This window comes from Alkalihalobacillus sp. CinArs1 (assembly GCF_947387515.1).
GTDB lineage: Bacteria > Bacillota > Bacilli > Bacillales > Guptibacillaceae > Guptibacillus.
Window position 1 is genome coordinate 734,222 of the sequence record NZ_CANDOB010000002.1, and the last position, 20,105, is coordinate 754,326.

Here is a 20,105-nt window from a genome sequence, read left to right on the forward strand (position 1 = left end):
ATTGTATTACTATCCCAAAGAAAGTGTGGCTATAGTTATGTGTGGTTTTATAGGTGTTCTACGTACGGAACCAGAAAAATCAAAATATCAATCACAATCTGATCTAGTTAAAATGAACCAGGTCATTACTCATAGAGGCCCTGATGATGAAGGCTATTATACCGATGACCATGTTTCGTTAGGGTTCAGGAGACTAAGCATCATCGATATTGAATCTGGACATCAGCCTTATCACTACGAAAACGAACGGTATTGGATGGTTTTTAACGGGGAGATCTACAACTATGTAGAGCTTCGTGAGCAGTTAAAAAAGCAAGGCAAAACGTTTCAAACGGAATCTGATACAGAAGTAATCATCGCGTTATTCTCAGAAAAAGGTGTAGATTCGTTCGCTGATTTGCGCGGAATGTTCTCTATATTGATATGGGACAAACATGAAGATACCCTTTTTGGTGCCAGAGATCCGTTTGGAATAAAACCTCTTTACTATAAAGAAAAGGATCATGATGTAATCTTTGCTTCTGAAAAGAAAAGCATAACGCTTCTTCAAGAATTTGAAGAAGTGGATCCAATAGCACTTCAACACTATTTAAGTTTTCAGTACTCTCCGGAGCCAATGACACTCACCGACGGAATAAAGAAGGTCGAGCCAGGTCATTATTTCGTAAAAGAATTGAATAGACCTCTTCAGTTTCATCGCTATTTTCATGCGACATTCAACCCAATTCTCAACACGGATGAGAAAGAGTGGACGAAACGTATTCAAGATGTCCTCATCGATTCGGTGAATGTACATATGAGAAGTGATGTGCCAGTCGGTTCGTTCCTTTCTGGTGGTATCGACTCTTCCATTATTGTGTCACTGGCGAAACGAGTTAATCCGAACATCAAGACGTTTTCTGTTGGGTTTGAAAGAGATGGGTATTCAGAAGTAGATGTTGCGAAGGAAACGGCAAACAAGTTGAATGTAGACAATTATTCCTACATGATATCTGCCAAAGAATACATTCAAAAGCTCCCGAAAATCATGTTTCACATGGATGATCCTCTCGCTGATCCGGCGTGCGTTCCATTATATTTCGTCGCGAGAGAAGCTCGTAAGCATGTAACCGTCGTCCTTTCAGGAGAAGGAGCTGATGAGTTATTCGGTGGGTATAACATCTACCGTGAACCGGAAGCGCTTCGCATGTTCCAACCGGTTCCAACTAGTTTGAAAAAGATGATCAACAAAGTCGCGACCGTGTTACCAGAAGGAATGAAAGGCAAGAGCTTCTTAGAACGAGGTTCAACGGCACTTTCCGAGCGCTATATCGGAAACGCGAAGATGTTCGAGGAAAAAGAGAAAGAGAATCTGCTTCAAACCTATGATCCGAAAGAAACGTATCAGCAAATCACTAAACCGTTTTATCAAAACGTGCGATCCGATCATCCGGTAAATCAGATGCAATATATCGATATTCAAACATGGCTGCGTGGGGATATTCTTCTTAAAGCAGACAAGATGACGATGGCAAATGCGCTTGAGCTGCGCGTGCCCTTCTTAGATAAAGAAGTCTTTAAAGTAGCGAGTGAAATTCCCGTGCATGAAAAAATCGCTAACGGAACGACAAAATCAATTCTTAGAAAAGCAGCTCGTGGCATCGTTCCTGACCATGTACTCGACCGTAAAAAGCTTGGTTTTCCAGTTCCGATTCGACACTGGCTTCGGAACGAACTCTATGATTGGGCAAAGCAGCTGATCCACGTCAGTGAGACGGATTATCTCATCGATAAGAAAATCGTGGCGGACTTATTGGAAGCTCATGTTCAGAAGAAGGGTGACTATTCTCGAAAGATTTGGACCGTCCTAGTCTTCATGCTTTGGCATCAAATTTTTGTAGAACGGATTTATTCGTTCGAAGAATTGCAGATGGAAGATGAGATCGAAAGCAAAATAGCGGCTTTTCGTTAAATGAGAAGCAGAGCCTGCCATCATGTTGGCAGGCTTATTTTTGTTTTGTAGCCGCTGGCGGCACGTGGAATAAAGCTTATATCAGCGAAAATCTGAATTTATCGGCGAAATCCGTCTATTTATCAGCGATTTTTTAATTATATCAGCGAATGGGCGACATATATCAGCGAACTTTCAATTTTATCAGCGAAACCGTTGTGGTCTTCCCTGGTCAGACTGGCGTTCGAGGACCGGAAAGCAAAAGGGTTACATACGTGTTATGGATCACATGCTTCTCAATAAGTAAAGCCTGCCACAATGTTGGCAGGCTTTTTCATATTCTTAATTTTCCATTTTATGGCCCTCTGAACCGCTCTCACCAAATCGTTCTTCAATTTGGTGGAAATCATCTTCGTGACCCGTGTAATATGCAAGGCTATACAGTTTTTCAAGTAAATAATCTCGATCCAGATCATAGATAAGTTTTTCATCGATGTGATCCATGGTATTCTTACCAAATTCCCAAACTTCCTTCAACTTGTCCTTAGAAATCGATTGTGCAACAAGACTGAGTGCAAGGATAATTTCTGAGATGATAAGATAATTTTCACCAGCGTAGTGACGAATGTAACCGTAGCCGCGGTATAAGTAATAGCTAAAGCTTTCAGACTCCATGATAACACGTACACATCCATCAGAATCAGCGAGGTATGGAGTGAACGTGATATCATTTTCGACTTCAAGCAACAAATCAGCCATCTGGTGAATGATGGTGATTGCCGTCTTAGGGTCATCGTTACCAAGTGACTTTACTCCGATCTCAGAGAGCTTCGTCATACCCATCTTAATATCTTGGATCTCAGTTTCTTTATAACCGATTTCAAGAAATTTATGATACTTTTTCACGTTGATGTCTTTTGCACCTTCGCCCCAAAATGTAAAAAGGGAAGTGCCTCTTAAAACATAATCTCCAACTTTTTTCTGCAACTGTATTACAATGCGGTCTTTTCTTGCTTCTTCAATCATACTTCGAAAGTCAATCAATTGAATGTAGCCTGATTCAAGGGAACACGCTTCTTTTTCATTGATTCTCTCTTCTTTATCAAAATGAACGGGTGTTCCACTTCTGAATTCTTCGAGCTCATCTGATAATGACGTTCTCACGATCGAGATGGATTCTTTCTTCATGTTGGTCGCGATGTTATGTACCTGCATCCAGCTCGTCGCATGGTTGATGAACAAGATAAACGTCATCACGGTAATGAATGCCAGCATAAATGTAACTGCAGGTATGACAACAAAATTTTCTTCAGACTGGCTAGTGAGGAATAGGAACGTAATAAGTACGTACACAAAGCTTCCGTGGAAAATCCCGACAAAGTGTTGTGTGGTTCGATCTGCAACGAAATTAAGAAGCATCCGCGGTGAAAACTGTCCACTAAATGTTGTCAACACAACGAGAACGGAGTTTAAGGTGAAAGCACTTAGTGTTAAGATTCCACCGATCAGCGAGCTTACGAGTAATCTCGTCGGTTGTGTGCTTGCATGCATGAGCTCAGGAGTGAATTGCGAAAGATTAACTTTTAAATCGAGATATAGAGTGAGTCCTGAGAATAAGATTGCACAGATAATATAGATAGCTGGCATATACCAAAGGGTGGATTGAAGCTCATGCTTTCGCACACTCCTCGGCATATCAAAATATTTGCGCAGCTGCCAGGGTAAGAATTTTTTGAACATGACTGCGACTCCCTTCTACCGATGTCTATAGCGTTTTTCCCTTGGTACACAATGGTAAAACTTGAATTCTTTTTTTATTTTATTTTACATAAACGTGCAAAAGTGATACTCACTTCGCCCACGTTTAACGACAAGTGTTAAGAATGGATAAAAGGAGCGCATTCTGGAAAAAGTAAGACGTGAATCATCAATCTTAATCTTAGCTGGTAAAGTAGGTGAAAAAATGGGAGCCGAAAAAGTCATCCTTTATGTCATGTTTGTAGGTGGACTCTTGTTCTTTTTCTATAGTTTGCGCAAGCCCCCGATAAAGGATTGGCTACTCGCCTTCTTTATTACAGGATATTTTGCACTGATTCTCGGAGTCATGGTCGTGGAAAGCGGCATGCTGTCCTATCCCGTAACGATCTTTCCCTATTTTGATAGCAGCCCTCTGTTTGAACTCGTACTGTTTCCTGTATTAAGTCTTCATTATTATCAAACAACGTATCATTATTCGTTTAAAGGTTACCTTCTAAAAGGGTTTATGTATACGTCGATCCTAACCATTACTGAAGTTTTACTTGAGAAATTTACAGATTTAGTTCAGTACAATACGTGGAAATGGTACTACACCTTTATAAGTGTTTATGTATTTTTTGTCATTATCCGATGTCTTTTACAATTCATTAGTAATTTGCCTGATCAAGAACAAAAAGGAACACACTAGAACGCTCTAGCGTGTTTTATAAATTCGTTCCACCAGATTATTGAAAGAAAGGGGAACCATCTACCTTACTTATAGAGTATGTCCAGGGAGTGAAACTTGCTTGGACGAGCAACCTGATGCATGTGTCACGAATGTATGAATGACGCCAAAGTATTAAATACTATCTCCATACCAATAAAGAGTGGGGGTACACCTTATGTTCAAGAAAGTTACCTGGTGCCTGAGCCTCATGTTAGGTCTCGCACTATTGATTCAAGGACCTTTTGCAAGTGCACAGCAACCTTCTTATGCGGAATGGGGAAAGATTGCCATTCAAGAAACGAAGAAGCAGTATCCTGAGGAAAGTGTTACGGAATATACGTATGATGGCAAGGTGTTTATTTCTGATGAAAGGCATCAATATAATTTCGACTTTACCTTAAAATCGAATGGGATGAAGAAAAATGTTCGTGTATACGTACTCGTAAACGATAAAAAGAAAGAACTGATCGACGTTTATTTCGATGATGTAGAAGAGTTTTAACGAGAAGCAGCTGGAGACAGCTGCTTTTTCTGTGGTAAAGAAGGGATTTTTGCCTTTAAAGGGAATTATTATCTAAACCTACTGGGAACAAAGGAGAGAGAGGAATGAATGTAATCAGAAGTAAGAAAGATATCGAAGAGCTGCTCATGAACTTTAAAAAAGTGGCAAACTATGATCCAACCGGGGAGAAGCATTATATTGTTTTTGATGACAACGATCGGAATGGCCAATGGACGGTGATGAAATATGATGAAGCGACCTATTCCGTACATGGAAAGGGAGAGTCCTATTGTGATAAGGAGGAAACGTTCGTATCGATAGAGGAACTTCAAAAGATGCTTTGGGAAAACCGAAAAGCTGTGAATAAGCTGGTAAGAGAGGCAAAGGCTTTGATGGCGTGAGTCAACGCTAAGCTTACACGTTTTTGTTCAAGTGTGAACAAGCATGTGCGAAGAATTCTATACGTGATTCTGTTATTATTAACCTTTACAGAAATTCACATCGTATAGATTTGAGGATTTAGCATGATTGGTGTTTTTATCGATATTATTGTACCAGTATTTATTTTGATCGGAATCGGTGTACTGCTTCACCGGATCTTTCGGTTAGATCTCTACACGTTAGCGAAAGTGAACATTTATTTCATCGTTCCTGGCTTTATCTTCTTAAAGCTCTACGAAACAACGTTTTCTCTTTCGCTGTTCATCTCTGTTCTATCGTTCTTTTCATTTTTCGTTGTGCTCCTCTATGTGATCTCTTTGATCGTTAGTAAAGTGTTTCGGTACAGTAAGAGTGTACGGGCATCCTTCACGAACAGCATTTTGTTTTATAACTCTGGAAACTACGGCGTACCAGTAAACGACCTTGTCTTTAAACATGACCCGTTCGCAATGTCGATTCAGGTCATCATCCTTACTTGTCAAAACATCTTAACGTTTTCATGGGGAATCTTCACGTTAAAAGCCGTCGATGGCAACAAGCTGAGTGCGGTTATCGGATATTTCAAAATGCCTGTTCTTTATGCGATGGTTTTTGGAATAAGCCTTAATGTAACGAACGTAGATGTGCCGGAATTCATCTTGATTCCAGCTGATTACATTGCAGATTCCATGGTTGCGATCGCGCTAGTAACACTTGGTGCTCAGGTCGCACAGCTTAAATTTTCAAAAAACCTTTCTGTTGTGTATGTGAGTTTGTTTATTCGTTTGATCCTCGGTCCGGCTATCGCGATCGGGCTGATCTACGCTCTTGCTATGGGAGGGGTGACCGCACAAGCGCTCTTAATATCATCCGCGATGCCAACAGCGGTTAACAGCGCCATCATCGCTCAGGAATATCGAAACGAACCAGAGCTGTCTGCTCAAATCGTACTCGCGTCTACCGTTTTCAGTATGGTGACCGTAACCGGGGTTATTTCTGTCAGCAGACTGCTGTTTTAACGCTCAATACTTTTTACTTGACGAATCGATCATGCTGATCTAAAGTTAGAATTACAAACGAACGTTCGAAGGGGAGTAGCTTTTACAGTAAAGTCGTCATTTCAGAGCAAGGTGCTCTCGGCTTTATTGGCAGCGAATAGCTGTTAGCAAGACCTTTACCGTCTATGTGGTAAAGGACTCCTCATGAATAACCTTTGCCAGATGTGGCAGAGGTTATTTTTGATTTGGAAGTAGAATTGAAAGGGGTGAAAATATGACTGCAATTGTAAAACGAGCAAGATTGTTCTTCAAAGTGAAGAAGTTTATCCCGTTTTTGTATGAGTACTTTACGCGCCATGGTGGTAGGAGGAAATGGCTCTCGCTACTCGCAATCCTTGGTTACGTTATTCTTCCGTTCGATTTGATACCAGATTTTCTCAGTATCTTTGGAATGGTGGATGATGTTATGATTCTGACATTCATTCTTCACCAAATCGTGAAACATGCACCAGCAGAATTAAAAGAGAAATATGATTTTGACTATTGACACTATTTAATGAATTCTATAATATTAAGATAACAATTTATCGTTTCTCCTAAAGGGGAGTAGCTTTTACAATAAAGTCGTCAAGACAGAGCGCGATGCTCTCGGCTTTATTGGCAGCGAATAGCTGTTAGCCAGACCTTTACCAGACGGTAAAGGTCTATTGTTTGGCCTTTACCACAGTGGTAAAGGTCATTTTTTATTGGATGATAAGTTGTTGCTTGAGCCCAATCAAAATAAAAAATGAAGCAAGGGAGATCATTATGAGGAAAAACTTATACTCACAAAATAAATCACTTTCATTTAAAGAACTTGTTAAACAAAATAAAGAAGATTTGATGCATGACAAGAAAGAAATGGACCGTATCGATCGTCAGCTTGATGAAAAGTATGATCGTTTTCACCGAAAATCGGTTGTTAAAGGAGGGAAGTAGCACGTGCTCCTAAGAAAATCGATGTGTTTATTAGGAATTGGAGCAGCTAAAATCGATCTTGTCCTTGAGAAGCTAAGCTTCAAGCGAGGTGAACTCGTGACGGGTATTTTTGAAATCACCGGTGGGACGATCGAGCAACGAGTCAAACGTGTAGAATGTGATCTCGTTTACATTAATCATGCTGAAAAAACGTCTCGGATCGTTGATTCTGTCACAATTTTAACGGTAAAAGATGTACGGAAAGAGCAACGCGTTACGATCCCATTTTCTTTCCGAATTCCTGAAAATATACCTGAAACTGAAAAGCGTACATCTTACAAGTTTTCAACACGTCTTGTGTTCAATGAAGGTGTAAAAAGCGTGGATCAAGATCAAATAGCGATACAAGTTTAGTAGAAAAAGGGGGCGAGATGCCCCCTTTTGAACTATTGCGGCAGCCGTACTGTTTTAAAGTTTACAAACTTCCTGATTCCAGGCAAAACTGAAGCTCGAGTAAGCACATCTCTTACATAAATGCGCCACCATGAGTCAGGAAGGAAATAGTTTGCGAACTTTCTGGCGGAGCGCTGTAAAGCTTCGATATCACTGTGTAAGGACTGTTCATAGTGGGCAAGGGCTGTTGACAAGTCAGTTTGGTTTTCTAAAGATTTTGCAAGAGTGTAAGCACCCGCCATCGCCATGGAAGCCCCTTGTCCGGCAAGTAATGAAACGCATTGGCACGAATCCCCGACAAACGTAATTCTCCCGTTTCTCCATTCTGGCAGTTCTACCTGTGACACTTCATCAAAATAGAAATCATCCGCATCTACACTTGCTTTTAGTAAATCCGGAACGATCCAATTCATATGACCGAATTGCTCATGCAGTTGATGAAAGGCTCTTTCCTGGGTTACATGCCCTTGTTGTTCAGGGTAGGTATATAAAAAGAATGTCGCTACTTTGTTACCTCGAATCGGGTAAACAGATACTTGAGCGCCTGGCTCAGAATACGTATAAAAGCTTCGTCCAGTTTTTGATAGAACGGCGGGATCATCGATGATATACGCTGCAGTGTAATAGCCGATGTAACGAATCGAATTGTTGAAAGTTTCATTGAATGCTAGGGAGCGAACGGAAGAACGCATTCCATCTGCGCCGACTAGAAGATCAGATGTTAATGTGGACTCGTCAGTCAAGGTGACGTATACATGATCGTCATCTTGGTCGATTGAAACTGGCGAGGAATCGAACTTCACGTTTACTCGGTTTTTAACCTGCTTATATAAAACACTTTCGAGGTCACCTCTCATGAAATTAAAGTGTTTATCGTCCATCAGTTTTCGTAGTTTTGGATAAGGGATGTCATATTTTTTCTCTCCGTCGTTCTTCATGAATACAAGCGAGTCGATCGGATAGTGGATGTTACGAAGTTCATTCATCAAGCCCATTTTTTCAGCTACTTCATAACCTGGGCCAAAGAAATCGATCATATAGCCTTCTGTTCTTAAGGATGATGATTTCTCGAGGACCGTTACGTTGTCTCCTTTTTCACTTAGCCAATAAGCTAACGTCAAACCTGCAATTCCTCCCCCAACAATGCAAACGTCCATTTTATTCGCCTCACTTAAAAATAAATTTAATCTTTTTCCGAATTCGTTCTGTCGTTTCTGAAATCTTTTTTTCCTCGATATAAAGAAAGAGGAGGGCTTCATACATCACTGAGCTATAGATCACTTCAGCTGCTGTTGAAGAGTCAAACTGGTTCTCTAGTTTGTTTGTGTTTTTTAACTCCTCAAGTAGTTCGACCAATTCATCGATGAACATGAAATCTAATTCCATCAGGCTCGATAAGAACTCTGGTCTCTTTTGATAGGCATTCATTGAGGCTGTGAGCACTTCACGAAACAGCCGTTTATCGAGTAAGCTGATGGTTTCAAGACGGTTGAATAGATAGGATTGAACCGTTTCTTCAGCTGTTTCCTTCATATGATAAGGAGGTGTAGAGTGGTCACCACTACGGATAAAATCATCTTTCATCACTTCGATCAGGATATCCGACTTCGTTGGAAAATAATTAAATACTGTCCCAGAGCCTATTTCAGCATGCTTTGCGATTTGCTCTGTCGACGTATGATCAAACCCATGCTGTAGGAAGAGCTTTTTCGCAGATTCAATAATTCTCCTTCTTGTCTCCTGCTTCTTCTGTTCACGTAATCCACTCATGTAAGATTCCTCCTAAATAAAAATATGAGTGCGCTCATAAATGAGTACACTCATATTTTAAGGTGTTACGGAATGAAATGCAAATGGCACGTTGCTCTCGACGCCATTCGACCTAAACCGGGTGGTGACAGGCACCGTCTTTACGTAAAGTATTCGAGTTTTGCATCGGGGAAGAACTTATCGATATAGCCTCCAAGTGTTTCTTTCATGTCTTCTTGCTGCTCTTTTTGGTAGACATACTTACCGATTCCGTATTTACCCCATTTCCATTGGCGTTTTTCTTCTTCCATCTCAAGCTTTGACATCGGATAGTTCTTTTGAATAACGCGCTTGGCTGGTTTTGTAAAGCGATGTTGGATAAGTTCGAACGTTAAGTCCTTTGTAGCCTTCTTCGGTAGTTTTGCTTCGAGTTGTTCAAACAACTCGAGGTAGCCTTGTTTCCAATCATCATAAAGGTAGATCGGTGCAACGATGAAACCGAGCGGGTATCCTGCTTCAGCGACTTTTGCTGCAGCTTCAATCCTCTCATCGAGCCTTGAAGTACCAGGCTCAAGAAACTTAATCACGTAGTCTGCGTTCATGCTGAAACGAAACCTTGTTTTCTTGTTATGTTCCGCGTCAAGAAGGTGATCAACATGCGCGAATTTCGTTACAAAACGAAGTTTTCCGTATTCTGATTTCCCAAAGTACTCGATCGCGCTCTTTAAAGTGTGCGTAAGATGATCGATCCCTACGATGTCAGATGTACAAGATGCCTCAAATCTCGTTTGCTCTGGAGCACGTTCCTGCATATACTTCTCAGCCGCATCGAAGATTTCATCCGTATTCACATACGTTCGTATGTAAGGTTTGCTTCCCATCGTCGTTTGTAAATAGCAATAGTGACAATGACCCATACAGCCTGTAGCAAAGGGAATCGCGTATTCTGCAGAAGGCTTCGATGTATCGAACTTCAGCGTTTTCCTAACTCCAACGACAAGCGTTGACTTTGCCACTCGATACTGCTGGAAATGGTTATCACCCGGTAGATTTCTTACTTGGTTATGAGAGGTTGTTTCACGTATTTCGATGCCCATCTTCGTAAACTTTTCTTTTAACTGGCGACCGAGGGGATATTCGGTAGCGCGGGGTTCTATATATACGAGCTGTGGAACAAACGGTTTAACCAATACAGTTCCTCCTTCCTTAAATGGTTTTATTATCCGAAGTACATATCGAAAGCTTGCTGTGCCTCTGTTTCTGATTGGTAAATCGCAATATCTGAATTCAATGGATAATAGGTTTCATACAGAAAGAGTGCAAGTTCACCAGGGTGGTCGGGATCATTCACGACTGCTGCTTGTTGGATGTTAGCGACGTCGTATGTATGTGGATTTCGATACATCACATAAACGATATCTCCCGCTTGGTATTGTGTTGGATCGTTGAGATTCATTTTTCATTCACTCCTTTTTCCTACCTTCATTGTTCCTAAAATGAGGAAATTGTTGCAAAAAAACGGTTGGTAATTCTTGTTATCTAGATGTGAGGCGCAATGTGAAATTGTAATGTAGTCGAAGGCCTTTTTTTAACATCTTTTCACTCCTTCTTACATATTGTGTTCTGTTGACCTATTATGAAGGAGGTGCGTGGAGGTATGCTGAAGTTTCTTAAGAAATTACTGCCTTCACTTAATGAAAAGTTCTTGTCACGATTTAAGCTCTACAGGAGGCTAAGAGGGGGCGTATGGTACAAAGTGTCTGATCGCGTTGTGCCAAAACACAGCCTTTGGGTAAGGGAAGTCGACCACGAAGCGTATTATGTATGGAAAAAAGAAAACTACAACAAAACGGGCAATTGAGCGAACAGCTCAATGCCCGTTTTTATTCTTTCGACATATGATGAGTAAAAACGGGTGGTGACAGGCACCAAATGAACAAAGAAGAATTCACTAAAAAAGAAGGTAGCGTCTTTCCTGGTAAGACGTATGTTGAGGCGCTATTGACATATGTGTTCGAAGATCAGCGTGATTATTTATTTCATGCGATGTTTCAAATCCATAGGGCGCATGTTGTGATGCTCTCTGAACAGGGAATCATCAAGAAGAAAAGTGCCAAGGTGATCCTTGACTGCGTGAATCGTCTTGAAGAGATGGATGTACGTTCACTATCCTATTCACCAGAGTTTGAGGATCTGTTCTTCATGATGGAATCGACGATAAGTAAGGAAGTTGGTCCGGATTTAGCTAGCGCGATGCATATTGCGAGGAGTCGAAACGATATGGGTGAAGCGATGTACCGTATTGTGCTGCGTGATCACGTTCTTTCGCTCATCGGTGACTTGATTTCGATTAAGGAAGGTATTATCCAGCAAGCAGAGGACCACATCCATACAGTAATGACTGCTCATACGCATACACAGCCCGCACAGCCAACAACCCTCGGGCATTATCTAGTAGCAGTGTATGATGTTCTTGAGCGTGATTTGAATCGGTTTTGGGATGCATTTCATACCATAAACCATTCCCCTATGGGGGCAGCGGCGATTACGACGACTGGCTTTCCCATCAACCGTGAGCGGGTTAGTGAATTGTTAGGTTTCGAAGGTGTGATGGAGAACTCATACGATGCGATCGGCGGCGTTGATTATTTACTCGATCCTGCTACTGCCATTCTCACATCGATGACGAATACCGGTCGCTGGATACAAGACTTCTTAAGGCTTGCTACGGTTGAAGTGGGGATTTTACACGTTGCAGCACCTTACGTGCAAGTAAGCAGTATCATGCCGCAAAAACGAAATCCCGTATCGATCGAGCATGCTCGCGCGATTGCTAGTAGTGCTATAGGTGAGGCGCTAAGTGTGATTCAGATGATTCACAATACGCCGTATGGAGATATCGTCGATACGGAAGATGACTTACAGCCCCATCTTTATCGCGGATTCGATAAAGCCTCACGAGTGTATCGCTTGATGAATGCCGTTATTAGGACGATGGAAGTAAATAAACAAAGAGCGCGTTCCGAAGCGTCTCAACACTGTATTACGATTACAGAGCTCGCAGATGTATTGACGAGAGAGAAGGGTGTATCCTATCGTGAGGCTCATAAGGCTGCGAGTCATTTAGCTAGAAAATGTGTTGATGAAAATCGTGAGTTAGCTGATTGGAACGTAGGAGAAGTAAACGATTTGTTGAAAGCGCAAATAAAGATGACAGTGGCTCTTTCAGATAAAGAGTGGAAAGGGATCGTTTGTCCTGAAGAATTTGTTCGCAGGAGAAGTGTAAGAGGAGGCCCCAACCCTACTGAAGTAAAGAGAATGATCGAAGTGCGAAGAGCTACATTGAAGAAACATCACGATGAGTGTGAGAAGATAAAGGGACGCCTATACGAAAAAGAGCAGCAGTTGAAAAACGTTCGACATTCGACATGAAACGGGTGGTGACAGGCACCAAACAGGGCACCAAACAGAGGGGGTTAGTTACGGTGGATGCGAAGGAAATCGTCACGTTCATTAAGGAGTTAGAGAGACTGAAGGAAACGACGAGATCTGCGTATACGAAGAAGGGAAGACGAGAGAGCGTTGCTGAGCATTCTTGGAGGCTCGCGATGTTTGCACTTGCACTAAAGGATGAGCTAGAAGGGCTCGACATGAATAAAGTGATTCAGATGTGCCTCGTTCACGATCTTGGAGAGGCGTATGATGGAGACATTTCAGCAACGGTGAAGGTGAATCATGATAAAAAGATCAAAAAAGAGGAAAAAGGTGTCGAGCGGTTAACGGATGCTTTGCCAGAAGAAAACCAAAGCGCGATCTTAACGTTATGTAAGGAATATAACAAAGGAGAAACGAGCGAAGCAAAGTTTGTAAAGGCACTCGATAAGATGGAAACGATCATTCAGCATACTCAAGGAACGAATCCACCAGGGTTCGACTACGAGTTCAACCTTACTTATGGGAAAGAGTATGAGCTCGATCACCCTTTAATGAAACAGGTCAGAAAACTCATCGACCTCGAAACGAAAAACAAAATTGATGAAGGGAAGCCGTAAGCGAGTATCCATAAGGTGCTCGTTTTTTACGTTGAATTCGGTTGCATTTTTCTGAAATGTATGGATTTTAGTTTCGGGGTTGCGATTCTTTCAAATGCCGGTAAAATAGACGCGAGGTTTTTCAGTAAATGTTTCACATCATACTTGGCCATGTGAAACATATCATGATAGTAAACTGACTTTCGTCCTCATTCGAGGAACAATACATGTCAGAAAGGGGCACAATAACATGAATCGCACAGTGGTCTGTCCATGTGAAGGGATTGTTGAAAAAGTTTATGTGAACCATTCATCCCGTGTGTACGAATGGGAGCCGATGTTTGTCATTCGCGATGGACAGGGCAACGTTGAGGATGTCACGCTCAACGTAAGTGGGCAAATCTCTGAACTACACGTACAAGAAAACGATCGCGTGACGTCTGGCGTCATTCTTGCATCGATGAAAGAAGATGACTTCGTAACAGGTAGCGATTGATCTCGCGTTTTAAAGCCGGCATAGCCGGCTTTTTGTGTAGATGGAACACTCTGATTGTGGTATAAAGAAAACACAAGGAGGGGTGCTTTTATGCTTCAGCCGTTTTTGTATAATCACCATCTGAATGTCATTAGAGAACAAATTGATGTTTTATTATACAACGTTAGCCATCTCGTTGATGCCGACGTGAAAGCTGCCGTGCAGCATACGATCGCAGATAAACTACTCGCTCTGTTTCCTACCCTTTCAAAAGAACAACATGCCTTCATCGACGAAATCCGTTACTTGGACGTTTCTGAAATCGAACACTTTCTTGAAAGAGCACAAAAAATCGTTATTCCTTTCCCAGAGCTAGCGAACAACGAAATAGAGAAGCTTTTTCGTAAAAGTAAAAAAGTAAAGCTTCCCTATTCTTATCCTAGAACGATCACCTATCTTGGTTGGAATGATATACAATCAAAACGAAAGTATCTTATTTATCCATATAAAGGCGACCTCGTCGGCGTGGAAGGATCTTATACGATATTAAATCAGAGGACAACCTGTTACTTATGCGGTCGGTATGGTGAAGTTGCGCATGTATCGTCCCGGGTCCATGATCATGAAGACTACCACACGGTCGGTCACTATATGTGTGTAGACAGCGTCTTGTGTAATGAGTACCTGAAAGATACGGCTCCGCTTGAAGCTTTTTTTGAAAAAGTTCATAACGAAGCGTTGAACGCATGAAAAACACCGCCTTTTCAATTGTGAAAGGGCGGTGATTTTTTATTGGAAAAAGTTTTTAATCCTTTTTTGCGTTAAAAGCTTGCTAGAACCTCGATTATCTTGTAAAGTACTCCGTAGATTACATCTCAGATGGACAAATGTTTTTGTTTGGAGGACACTATGAAGAAGATTGGACTACTACCACGAATTCTTATCGCAATTGCTTTAGGTGTATTAATTGGAGCGTTTCTACCAGAATGGACAGTAAGATTATTCGCGACATTCAACGGTATATTCGGTAACTTCCTTGGATTCGCTATTCCGCTGATCATTATTGGATTCATCGCACCAGGAATAGGTGAAATTGGTAAAGGTGCTGGAAAGCTGATCGGGGTCACGACGACGGTTGCGTACCTTTCTACTTTTCTAGCAGGATTACTCGCATTCTTTGCAGCTCGTAACCTTTATCCTATTTTTCTTACAACTGGCGGCGCAGCTTCAGAGATGGAAAACCCTGAAGAATCACTTCTAGAGCCATTTTTCCAGGTGGAAATCCCGCCGATGATGGGCGTTATGACAGCTCTTGTACTAGCGTTTACGCTCGGTTTAGGAATGGCTGCTATGAAAGAAAATAAGCTTAAAGGCGTTATGGTTGAATTTAGAACGATCATCGAAAAAGTAATCAGCTACGTGATCATTCCGTTACTGCCACTGCACATCCTTGGTATATTCGCGAATATGACGAGTGCTGGTCAGGTGCAAACGATCTTAAGCGTGTTTGCAAAAGTTTTTGTCATGATCATTCTACTTCATCTAACGATGCTGTTGATTCAATATAGCGTGACGGGTGCTGCTACATCGCGAAATCCTTTTACATTATTAAAAGGGATGATTCCAGCGTATTTCACAGCTCTCGGTACACAGTCATCTGCCTCTACCATACCGGTTACGCTTAGGCAGACAAAGAAGAACGGTGTACGCGAAAAAGTAGCGGACTTCAGTATCCCGCTTCTAGCAACGATTCATCTCTCAGGAAGTACGATCACGATCGTCTCCTGTGCGATGGCTGTGATGCTATTAAATGGACAGGACCCAACGTTCGCTTCTATCATTCCTTTCGTCTTGATGCTAGGAATCACGATGATCGCAGCACCTGGTGTTCCGGGTGGAGCGGTGATGGCCGCGATCGGACTTCTTGAGAGCATGCTAGGATTCGATGCAACGATGGTATCTCTTATGATCGCACTCTATCTTGCACAAGATAGCTTTGGTACAGCAACGAACGTTACGGGAGACGGAGCACTATCAAGTCTTGTCGACAAATTAACGTCGAAAAAGAAGAACGTACAGTCCGTTGCAAAAGCGAATTAGAAAGAAAGTAAGAGCAAGCTCAATACGAGCTTGCTCTTTTTTCTATCGTTAGACTCATTTTTTTAGAAGAAGTATGACGAAAGGTGATTCTATTCTCTTATGTGAGTGATGGTTGCGCTCATTGATCATGAGTATTGTACTAAAAATCCAGCTAAACAATCTTCTTCTTCCATTTTTTCGAAACCGAACAGGTCTAACGAATCAAATCCTATTATTTGACAGGAAAGGAAAAAATAATAGCGAAAACGTGACAGGAATCTTATAAAAACTGGAGGACTTATGATGAAGAAAAAAATGATTCCGATTGTCGTTTCAGGGATGTTGGTCGTTTCAGGAGGACTGTTAAACGGTGCTACCGTGGGAGCTACTGGAAATGGGCCGGGTTATAACGGTAATGAAACGGTGAAGAATGAGCGATTACATAGCTATGAGGAAATGGTAAAACTGCTCGAAAGAATCGATAAGCAGTCTGATGCACTTGAGCTTGAAGTTTATGGTCAATCTGTTAAAGACAGGGATCTTTACCTTGCTAAGTTTGGAGAGAACGAAGAAAACCCTACAATTCTCTTTTTAACACAGCAGCATGGAAACGAAACGCTGACGACAGAAGGTGCGTTAAAGGTTATCAAGTATTTGAGTACGAACAATAAGGAAGTGAGAGAGCTTCTCCAAAACGTGAACGTACTCATCGCACCGCGATTAAATGTAGATGGTGCTGAAGGGGACGTAAACTTTTCCCTTGAAGATTACGCAGCTGGTACACATACACGATACAATGCAAACGGCGTAGATTTGAATCGCGATCATGTTGAACGAAATCAGCCAGAAACAAAGGCATTGCATGAGAATGTTCTACAGAAATATGAGCCGGAATACATGGTGGACCTTCACCATCAAGGTACCGAAACGACGCTAGGGGATACTGATGAACTTGTATCCGGATCGATTCTTTACCCAACGAATGAAAACGTAGATGCTGAGGTGCGCGAAAAATCTAAACAGCTTGGTGGCGTGTTGTATAATGCGATCGAAGCAAAAGGATACGGGACCTTGTCCAAGTACGTAGGGGGAACAGCACCTACAATCAGTCGAAATGGTCTTGCGGTTGAGTATGGCATCTCTACGCTTCTTTTTGAGATGAGAGGAATGGCAGATCACTATTACGAGCCATATATTCTTGGTCAAAAAAGTAACGGTTATTTGATCAATCAGGCTGTTACCGGGATGAAAGCCGTGATCAAAGCGATAGCGGATGGATCGATTGAGTCTCAAGATACATCGTTCTGGGATACGCTGCCTGAAAGTGGACATAAAGATAGTGAATGATCGTTAACGATTGTTAGGCTGATAATAATTGAGGTGGAACGATGAGGAGCGAATTGGCTTCTCACTTTGAAGACGAGGCAAACGCCTCGTCTTTTTTTATTGTATAAAGATAGTGACTTTTTAAAATATTCCCCTTTATTTCCAAAATCTACTATGTCTATAATAGAGCTATTACATTTACCAGAAGGAGCTAAAGAAGCAGATGAACCCGATTTTAATGGATGTACGCACTGAGCTAGAAACGGAACGATTACTTCTACGTATGCCTCAACCAGGTGATGGTAAAGTCATCAACGAAGCGATTCACTTTTCAATGAAGGAACTATCTCCATGGGTAGGATTCGCAAGAGAAAATCCAACGGTTGAGGATACAGAGATCAATGTTAGAGAGGCACATATCAAGTTTTTAAAGCGAATAGGGTTCAGGTTTCTGATATTTGAGAAGAAGACAGGTGAATATGTTGGCACAACGGGTCTTCATAATCTTGATTGGGATGTGCCGAAGACGGAAGTTGGGTATTGGATTAACACGAAGTTTGGCGGACGCGGTTACATAACAGAAGCTGTTGGTGAACTGACAAACTTTGCGGAGAAAGAACTCGGCATGAAACGAATCGAGATTCAATGTGACCTGAAAAACAAAAAGAGCCGTGCAGTACCTGAACGACTCGATTACGTGCTTGAAGCGACTTTACGAAACGATGATGTTTCATTAGATGGATCTGGATTATCGGATACGTGTATTTACGCAAAGGTGTTCTAAGGAAGCGCTTTCTATCATTCGCCTGCTTTTGCAATCATTAGTGATTGTGCGCTTCCTTCAGATACAGCAAAATCAGTAGTTTGCGAGATTAAGCTAGAACGATAAATCATCTTATCTGTGATGCGAGTGGCGTTTTGTTTATCGGCGAGAGTAACAGTGCTGTCATGGATGACTGCAGGGATAAAGGTAACTTCATAGTTGTCCACAGTGACGTCGATCTTAGCGATAACCGTGTCAGCGGTATCACCCTCAACGTAGTCTGGGAATAAAAAGTTGCCGAGTGAGTATAAGATCGGCTTCCCATCATAGTACTCCATCCCTTGCAGCACATGAGGGTGTGCACCAATGATGATGTCGGCCCCCGCGTCGATCATGCTGTGTGCAAAGTTTCGTTGACTATCGCTAGGCTGGATCGTCCGTTCAGCTCCCCAGTGGATATACACGATCGTCGTATCACAGGTGGCTGCAGATTGTTTGATATGCTCGATCACTCGGTCTTGCTGGTACCCGCTAGCGAGTCCTCCATTTTCATTTGCGTACCATGAGATGGTTGGCAGAACTTGCGAAAAACCAAGAATATCGACTTTGTGATCATTGATCGTTTGCGAGTGAGCACGGTACGCCTCACTTTCGTTCGTACCAGCTCCGACATAGTTCAGGTCTGCTTTTTTCAGTAGATCGATCGTCTCATGTAAGCCTTCTCGACCGAAGTCCATTGCGTGATTGTTTGCGAGTGAGACGACGTCAAAGCCAGCGTCTTTAATTGCTTTGGCTGAAGCGGGTGGGGATTGAAACGTGTACAGCTTGTTCTCTTTTATCCCTGCTGTTCCAATCGCTGTTTCTAAGTTCATGATGGCGAGGTCAGAATCCTTGATGATTGGGGAAATATGTTGAAGTGGAAAGTTTGCCCCCTTCGAGCTCATCGCTTCTTTGATCGACCAGTCGAACATCGTGTCCCCTACGACTGTAATCTCATAACTAGACGATTTTCCTATAAGCTCTTTCGAAAGATCTCTTGAAATCTCTGAATGAACGTTAGAAGAGTTGACTGCTTCTGATTGGTTGAAAGGATTTACAGCTACTAGACTCAGCACACCAACGACGAGCAACAAACTTACTAGAATAACCAAACGTTTCATATCTACACCTCAAAGTTATAAAAAATTAGGAGTACAAGGTAAATTATAACATGGAAATAAAAGTCTTTAGACCTATTTTTAGGGAGTAACTGGTAAAATTTTTACAGGTGAGAGGAGAAGTGTTTTGAAAAAAGGGATCTGGTTATTGTTAGTTATGTTCCTTCTAGGAGGCTGCAGTGTTGAGTTTTCGATGGAAGATGAGCACCTTGCTTACCTTTCTCACAAGGTGGGAAACGACCATGAAAAGATGTTTGAAGAGATGAATATGGGGATCATATTAAACTATGATCTTAAGCTTACAAAAGCGGATAAAACGTGGGTCACAGTTTGGGTCGAGGGCTACCGAGATGGAGAGCCGATGACACCGTCACGTCTAACTGAGCTCTCTTATGGGTTTAGTCAAGAGGAAGAACAAGAAGGGAGCGTTGGGTTCGGCATCATCCAACCTGAAGAAGGAGAAGAGTTAGTTTCTCTGTATGCACCAGGTGCCACAACAGGTCCTGAAGTGATACCAAATAACCCCATAAATACAGACAAACCACACGGATACGGATATACGCTGGAAGAGAAGATCACGCTTGATTCTGGAGATACAAAAGTGATTGGAGCGTACTATGAAAGTGAGCAAGATAATATGATCAGGTCGGTCGATATGCAAACGGAAGAAGGCCTCAAAGAAATGATTCATGATGAGCATGTTGTCCTACTTTTGAAGATTAAGGTCGAGGAACGAGCGGGAGAAAACTGAAATGTGTTAGTATTTAGATAAGTCGAACTCCAAACGTAATAGATAGA

23 protein-coding genes are annotated in these 20,105 nt (G+C 41.9%); 17 read left to right on the top strand and 6 right to left on the bottom strand.

Annotation, left to right across the window (positions count from 1 at the left end; genetic code table 11):
- The first annotated feature begins 37 nt into the window (after positions 1-37).
- On the top strand, positions 38-1,951 hold the full coding sequence (asnB, locus tag PFZ69_RS12440) for an asparagine synthase (glutamine-hydrolyzing) (RefSeq protein WP_270181401.1): 1,914 nt from the start codon (positions 38-40) through the stop codon (positions 1,949-1,951).
- Between the two features lie 321 nt (positions 1,952-2,272).
- Here asnB and PFZ69_RS12445 read toward each other — a convergent pair whose 3' ends face one another.
- Positions 2,273-3,670, bottom strand: coding sequence for a DUF2254 domain-containing protein (locus PFZ69_RS12445; protein ID WP_270181402.1), 1,398 nt, complete (start codon positions 3,668-3,670; stop codon positions 2,273-2,275).
- Between the two features lie 223 nt (positions 3,671-3,893).
- On the opposite strand from PFZ69_RS12445, the gene PFZ69_RS12450 reads away from it, so the two are divergent.
- The 7 genes from PFZ69_RS12450 to PFZ69_RS12480 all read left to right on the top strand — a co-directional run bounded on the left by PFZ69_RS12450 (position 3,894) and on the right by PFZ69_RS12480 (position 7,688).
- Positions 3,894-4,376: a CBO0543 family protein gene (locus tag PFZ69_RS12450; RefSeq protein WP_270181403.1), complete on the top strand. Its 483-nt coding sequence runs from the start codon at positions 3,894-3,896 to the stop codon at positions 4,374-4,376.
- 196 nt (positions 4,377-4,572) lie between these two features.
- Positions 4,573-4,899 carry a DUF3889 domain-containing protein gene (locus PFZ69_RS12455; RefSeq protein WP_270181404.1) on the top strand — a complete coding sequence of 109 codons (327 nt, stop codon included), beginning with the start codon at positions 4,573-4,575 and terminating at the stop codon, positions 4,897-4,899.
- 104 nt (positions 4,900-5,003) lie between these two features.
- The gene (locus PFZ69_RS12460) at positions 5,004-5,300 is read left to right on the top strand and encodes a hypothetical protein (RefSeq protein ID WP_270181405.1); all 297 of its coding nucleotides are present in this window, start codon (positions 5,004-5,006) and stop codon (positions 5,298-5,300) included.
- Between the two features lie 123 nt (positions 5,301-5,423).
- Positions 5,424-6,338 carry an AEC family transporter gene (locus PFZ69_RS12465; protein ID WP_270181406.1) on the top strand — a complete coding sequence of 305 codons (915 nt, stop codon included), beginning with the start codon at positions 5,424-5,426 and terminating at the stop codon, positions 6,336-6,338.
- Positions 6,339-6,591: 253 nt separating this feature from the next.
- Positions 6,592-6,864, top strand: coding sequence for a YkvA family protein (locus PFZ69_RS12470; protein WP_270181407.1), 273 nt, complete (start codon positions 6,592-6,594; stop codon positions 6,862-6,864).
- 260 nt (positions 6,865-7,124) lie between these two features.
- Positions 7,125-7,295: an FbpB family small basic protein gene (locus PFZ69_RS12475; protein ID WP_270181408.1), complete on the top strand. Its 171-nt coding sequence runs from the start codon at positions 7,125-7,127 to the stop codon at positions 7,293-7,295.
- A 3-nt stretch (positions 7,296-7,298) separates the two neighbouring features.
- Entirely contained in the window at positions 7,299-7,688 is a 390-nt protein-coding gene (locus tag PFZ69_RS12480) for a sporulation protein (RefSeq protein WP_270181409.1), read from the top strand.
- A 32-nt stretch (positions 7,689-7,720) separates the two neighbouring features.
- On the opposite strand, the gene PFZ69_RS12485 is transcribed toward PFZ69_RS12480, so the two are convergent.
- The 4 genes from PFZ69_RS12485 to PFZ69_RS12500 form a co-directional block, all read right to left on the bottom strand.
- Positions 7,721-8,884, bottom strand: a complete 1,164-nt coding sequence (locus PFZ69_RS12485; RefSeq protein ID WP_270181410.1) for an FAD-dependent oxidoreductase — start codon at positions 8,882-8,884, stop codon at positions 7,721-7,723.
- A gap of 10 nt (positions 8,885-8,894) precedes the next feature.
- On the bottom strand, positions 8,895-9,497 hold the full coding sequence (locus tag PFZ69_RS12490) for a TetR/AcrR family transcriptional regulator (RefSeq protein ID WP_270181411.1): 603 nt from the start codon (positions 9,495-9,497) through the stop codon (positions 8,895-8,897).
- A 140-nt stretch (positions 9,498-9,637) separates the two neighbouring features.
- The gene (splB, locus tag PFZ69_RS12495; RefSeq protein WP_270181412.1) at positions 9,638-10,666 is read right to left on the bottom strand and encodes a spore photoproduct lyase; all 1,029 of its coding nucleotides are present in this window, start codon (positions 10,664-10,666) and stop codon (positions 9,638-9,640) included.
- A gap of 29 nt (positions 10,667-10,695) precedes the next feature.
- Complete coding sequence (locus PFZ69_RS12500; RefSeq protein WP_270181413.1) at positions 10,696-10,932, bottom strand: transcriptional regulator SplA domain-containing protein; 237 nt, start codon at positions 10,930-10,932, stop codon at positions 10,696-10,698.
- Between the two features lie 201 nt (positions 10,933-11,133).
- Here PFZ69_RS12500 and PFZ69_RS12505 point away from each other — a divergent pair, with 201 nt between their 5' ends.
- From PFZ69_RS12505 to PFZ69_RS12540, 8 genes are all read left to right on the top strand, one after another.
- Positions 11,134-11,337 carry a hypothetical protein gene (locus PFZ69_RS12505; RefSeq protein WP_270181414.1) on the top strand — a complete coding sequence of 68 codons (204 nt, stop codon included), beginning with the start codon at positions 11,134-11,136 and terminating at the stop codon, positions 11,335-11,337.
- A gap of 71 nt (positions 11,338-11,408) precedes the next feature.
- Positions 11,409-12,908, top strand: coding sequence for an argininosuccinate lyase (argH, locus tag PFZ69_RS12510; protein ID WP_270181415.1), 1,500 nt, complete (start codon positions 11,409-11,411; stop codon positions 12,906-12,908).
- A gap of 53 nt (positions 12,909-12,961) precedes the next feature.
- Positions 12,962-13,528: an HD domain-containing protein gene (locus tag PFZ69_RS12515; protein ID WP_270181416.1), complete on the top strand. Its 567-nt coding sequence runs from the start codon at positions 12,962-12,964 to the stop codon at positions 13,526-13,528.
- A 229-nt stretch (positions 13,529-13,757) separates the two neighbouring features.
- Positions 13,758-14,003 carry a hypothetical protein gene (locus tag PFZ69_RS12520; protein WP_270181417.1) on the top strand — a complete coding sequence of 82 codons (246 nt, stop codon included), beginning with the start codon at positions 13,758-13,760 and terminating at the stop codon, positions 14,001-14,003.
- Between the two features lie 90 nt (positions 14,004-14,093).
- The gene (locus tag PFZ69_RS12525) at positions 14,094-14,732 is read left to right on the top strand and encodes a FusB/FusC family EF-G-binding protein (RefSeq protein WP_270181418.1); all 639 of its coding nucleotides are present in this window, start codon (positions 14,094-14,096) and stop codon (positions 14,730-14,732) included.
- Positions 14,733-14,891: 159 nt separating this feature from the next.
- Positions 14,892-16,082, top strand: a complete 1,191-nt coding sequence (locus PFZ69_RS12530) for a dicarboxylate/amino acid:cation symporter (protein WP_270181419.1) — start codon at positions 14,892-14,894, stop codon at positions 16,080-16,082.
- A gap of 282 nt (positions 16,083-16,364) precedes the next feature.
- Positions 16,365-17,408 carry a M14 family metallopeptidase gene (locus PFZ69_RS12535; protein WP_270182032.1) on the top strand — a complete coding sequence of 348 codons (1,044 nt, stop codon included), beginning with the start codon at positions 16,365-16,367 and terminating at the stop codon, positions 17,406-17,408.
- Between the two features lie 202 nt (positions 17,409-17,610).
- Positions 17,611-18,171 (top strand): GNAT family N-acetyltransferase, encoded by a 561-nt coding sequence (locus PFZ69_RS12540; RefSeq protein ID WP_270181420.1) that lies wholly within the window; start codon positions 17,611-17,613, stop codon positions 18,169-18,171.
- A 14-nt stretch (positions 18,172-18,185) separates the two neighbouring features.
- Here the strand turns inward: PFZ69_RS12540 and PFZ69_RS12545 are convergent, their stop codons facing one another.
- Positions 18,186-19,310 carry a CapA family protein gene (locus PFZ69_RS12545; RefSeq protein ID WP_270181421.1) on the bottom strand — a complete coding sequence of 375 codons (1,125 nt, stop codon included), beginning with the start codon at positions 19,308-19,310 and terminating at the stop codon, positions 18,186-18,188.
- 124 nt (positions 19,311-19,434) lie between these two features.
- Here PFZ69_RS12545 and PFZ69_RS12550 point away from each other — a divergent pair, with 124 nt between their 5' ends.
- Positions 19,435-20,058, top strand: a complete 624-nt coding sequence (locus tag PFZ69_RS12550; protein WP_270181422.1) for a hypothetical protein — start codon at positions 19,435-19,437, stop codon at positions 20,056-20,058.
- Positions 20,059-20,105 lie beyond the last annotated feature (47 nt).

Coding starts and splice junctions, on each gene's coding strand:
- PFZ69_RS12445 (WP_270181402.1), bottom strand. CDS start 3,670: ATGTTCAAAAAATTCTTACCCTGGCAGCTGCGCAAATATTTTGATATG.
- PFZ69_RS12530 (WP_270181419.1), top strand. CDS start 14,892: ATGAAGAAGATTGGACTACTACCACGAATTCTTATCGCAATTGCTTTA.
- PFZ69_RS12485 (WP_270181410.1), bottom strand. CDS start 8,884: ATGGACGTTTGCATTGTTGGGGGAGGAATTGCAGGTTTGACGTTAGCT.
- PFZ69_RS12500 (WP_270181413.1), bottom strand. CDS start 10,932: ATGAATCTCAACGATCCAACACAATACCAAGCGGGAGATATCGTTTAT.
- PFZ69_RS12475 (WP_270181408.1), top strand. CDS start 7,125: ATGAGGAAAAACTTATACTCACAAAATAAATCACTTTCATTTAAAGAA.
- PFZ69_RS12520 (WP_270181417.1), top strand. CDS start 13,758: ATGAATCGCACAGTGGTCTGTCCATGTGAAGGGATTGTTGAAAAAGTT.
- PFZ69_RS12505 (WP_270181414.1), top strand. CDS start 11,134: ATGCTGAAGTTTCTTAAGAAATTACTGCCTTCACTTAATGAAAAGTTC.
- PFZ69_RS12450 (WP_270181403.1), top strand. CDS start 3,894: ATGGGAGCCGAAAAAGTCATCCTTTATGTCATGTTTGTAGGTGGACTC.
- PFZ69_RS12490 (WP_270181411.1), bottom strand. CDS start 9,497: ATGAGTGGATTACGTGAACAGAAGAAGCAGGAGACAAGAAGGAGAATT.
- PFZ69_RS12470 (WP_270181407.1), top strand. CDS start 6,592: ATGACTGCAATTGTAAAACGAGCAAGATTGTTCTTCAAAGTGAAGAAG.
- PFZ69_RS12460 (WP_270181405.1), top strand. CDS start 5,004: ATGAATGTAATCAGAAGTAAGAAAGATATCGAAGAGCTGCTCATGAAC.
- PFZ69_RS12525 (WP_270181418.1), top strand. CDS start 14,094: ATGCTTCAGCCGTTTTTGTATAATCACCATCTGAATGTCATTAGAGAA.
- argH (WP_270181415.1), top strand. CDS start 11,409: ATGAACAAAGAAGAATTCACTAAAAAAGAAGGTAGCGTCTTTCCTGGT.
- PFZ69_RS12545 (WP_270181421.1), bottom strand. CDS start 19,310: ATGAAACGTTTGGTTATTCTAGTAAGTTTGTTGCTCGTCGTTGGTGTG.
- PFZ69_RS12540 (WP_270181420.1), top strand. CDS start 17,611: ATGAACCCGATTTTAATGGATGTACGCACTGAGCTAGAAACGGAACGA.
- asnB (WP_270181401.1), top strand. CDS start 38: ATGTGTGGTTTTATAGGTGTTCTACGTACGGAACCAGAAAAATCAAAA.
- PFZ69_RS12465 (WP_270181406.1), top strand. CDS start 5,424: ATGATTGGTGTTTTTATCGATATTATTGTACCAGTATTTATTTTGATC.
- PFZ69_RS12455 (WP_270181404.1), top strand. CDS start 4,573: ATGTTCAAGAAAGTTACCTGGTGCCTGAGCCTCATGTTAGGTCTCGCA.
- PFZ69_RS12535 (WP_270182032.1), top strand. CDS start 16,365: ATGAAGAAAAAAATGATTCCGATTGTCGTTTCAGGGATGTTGGTCGTT.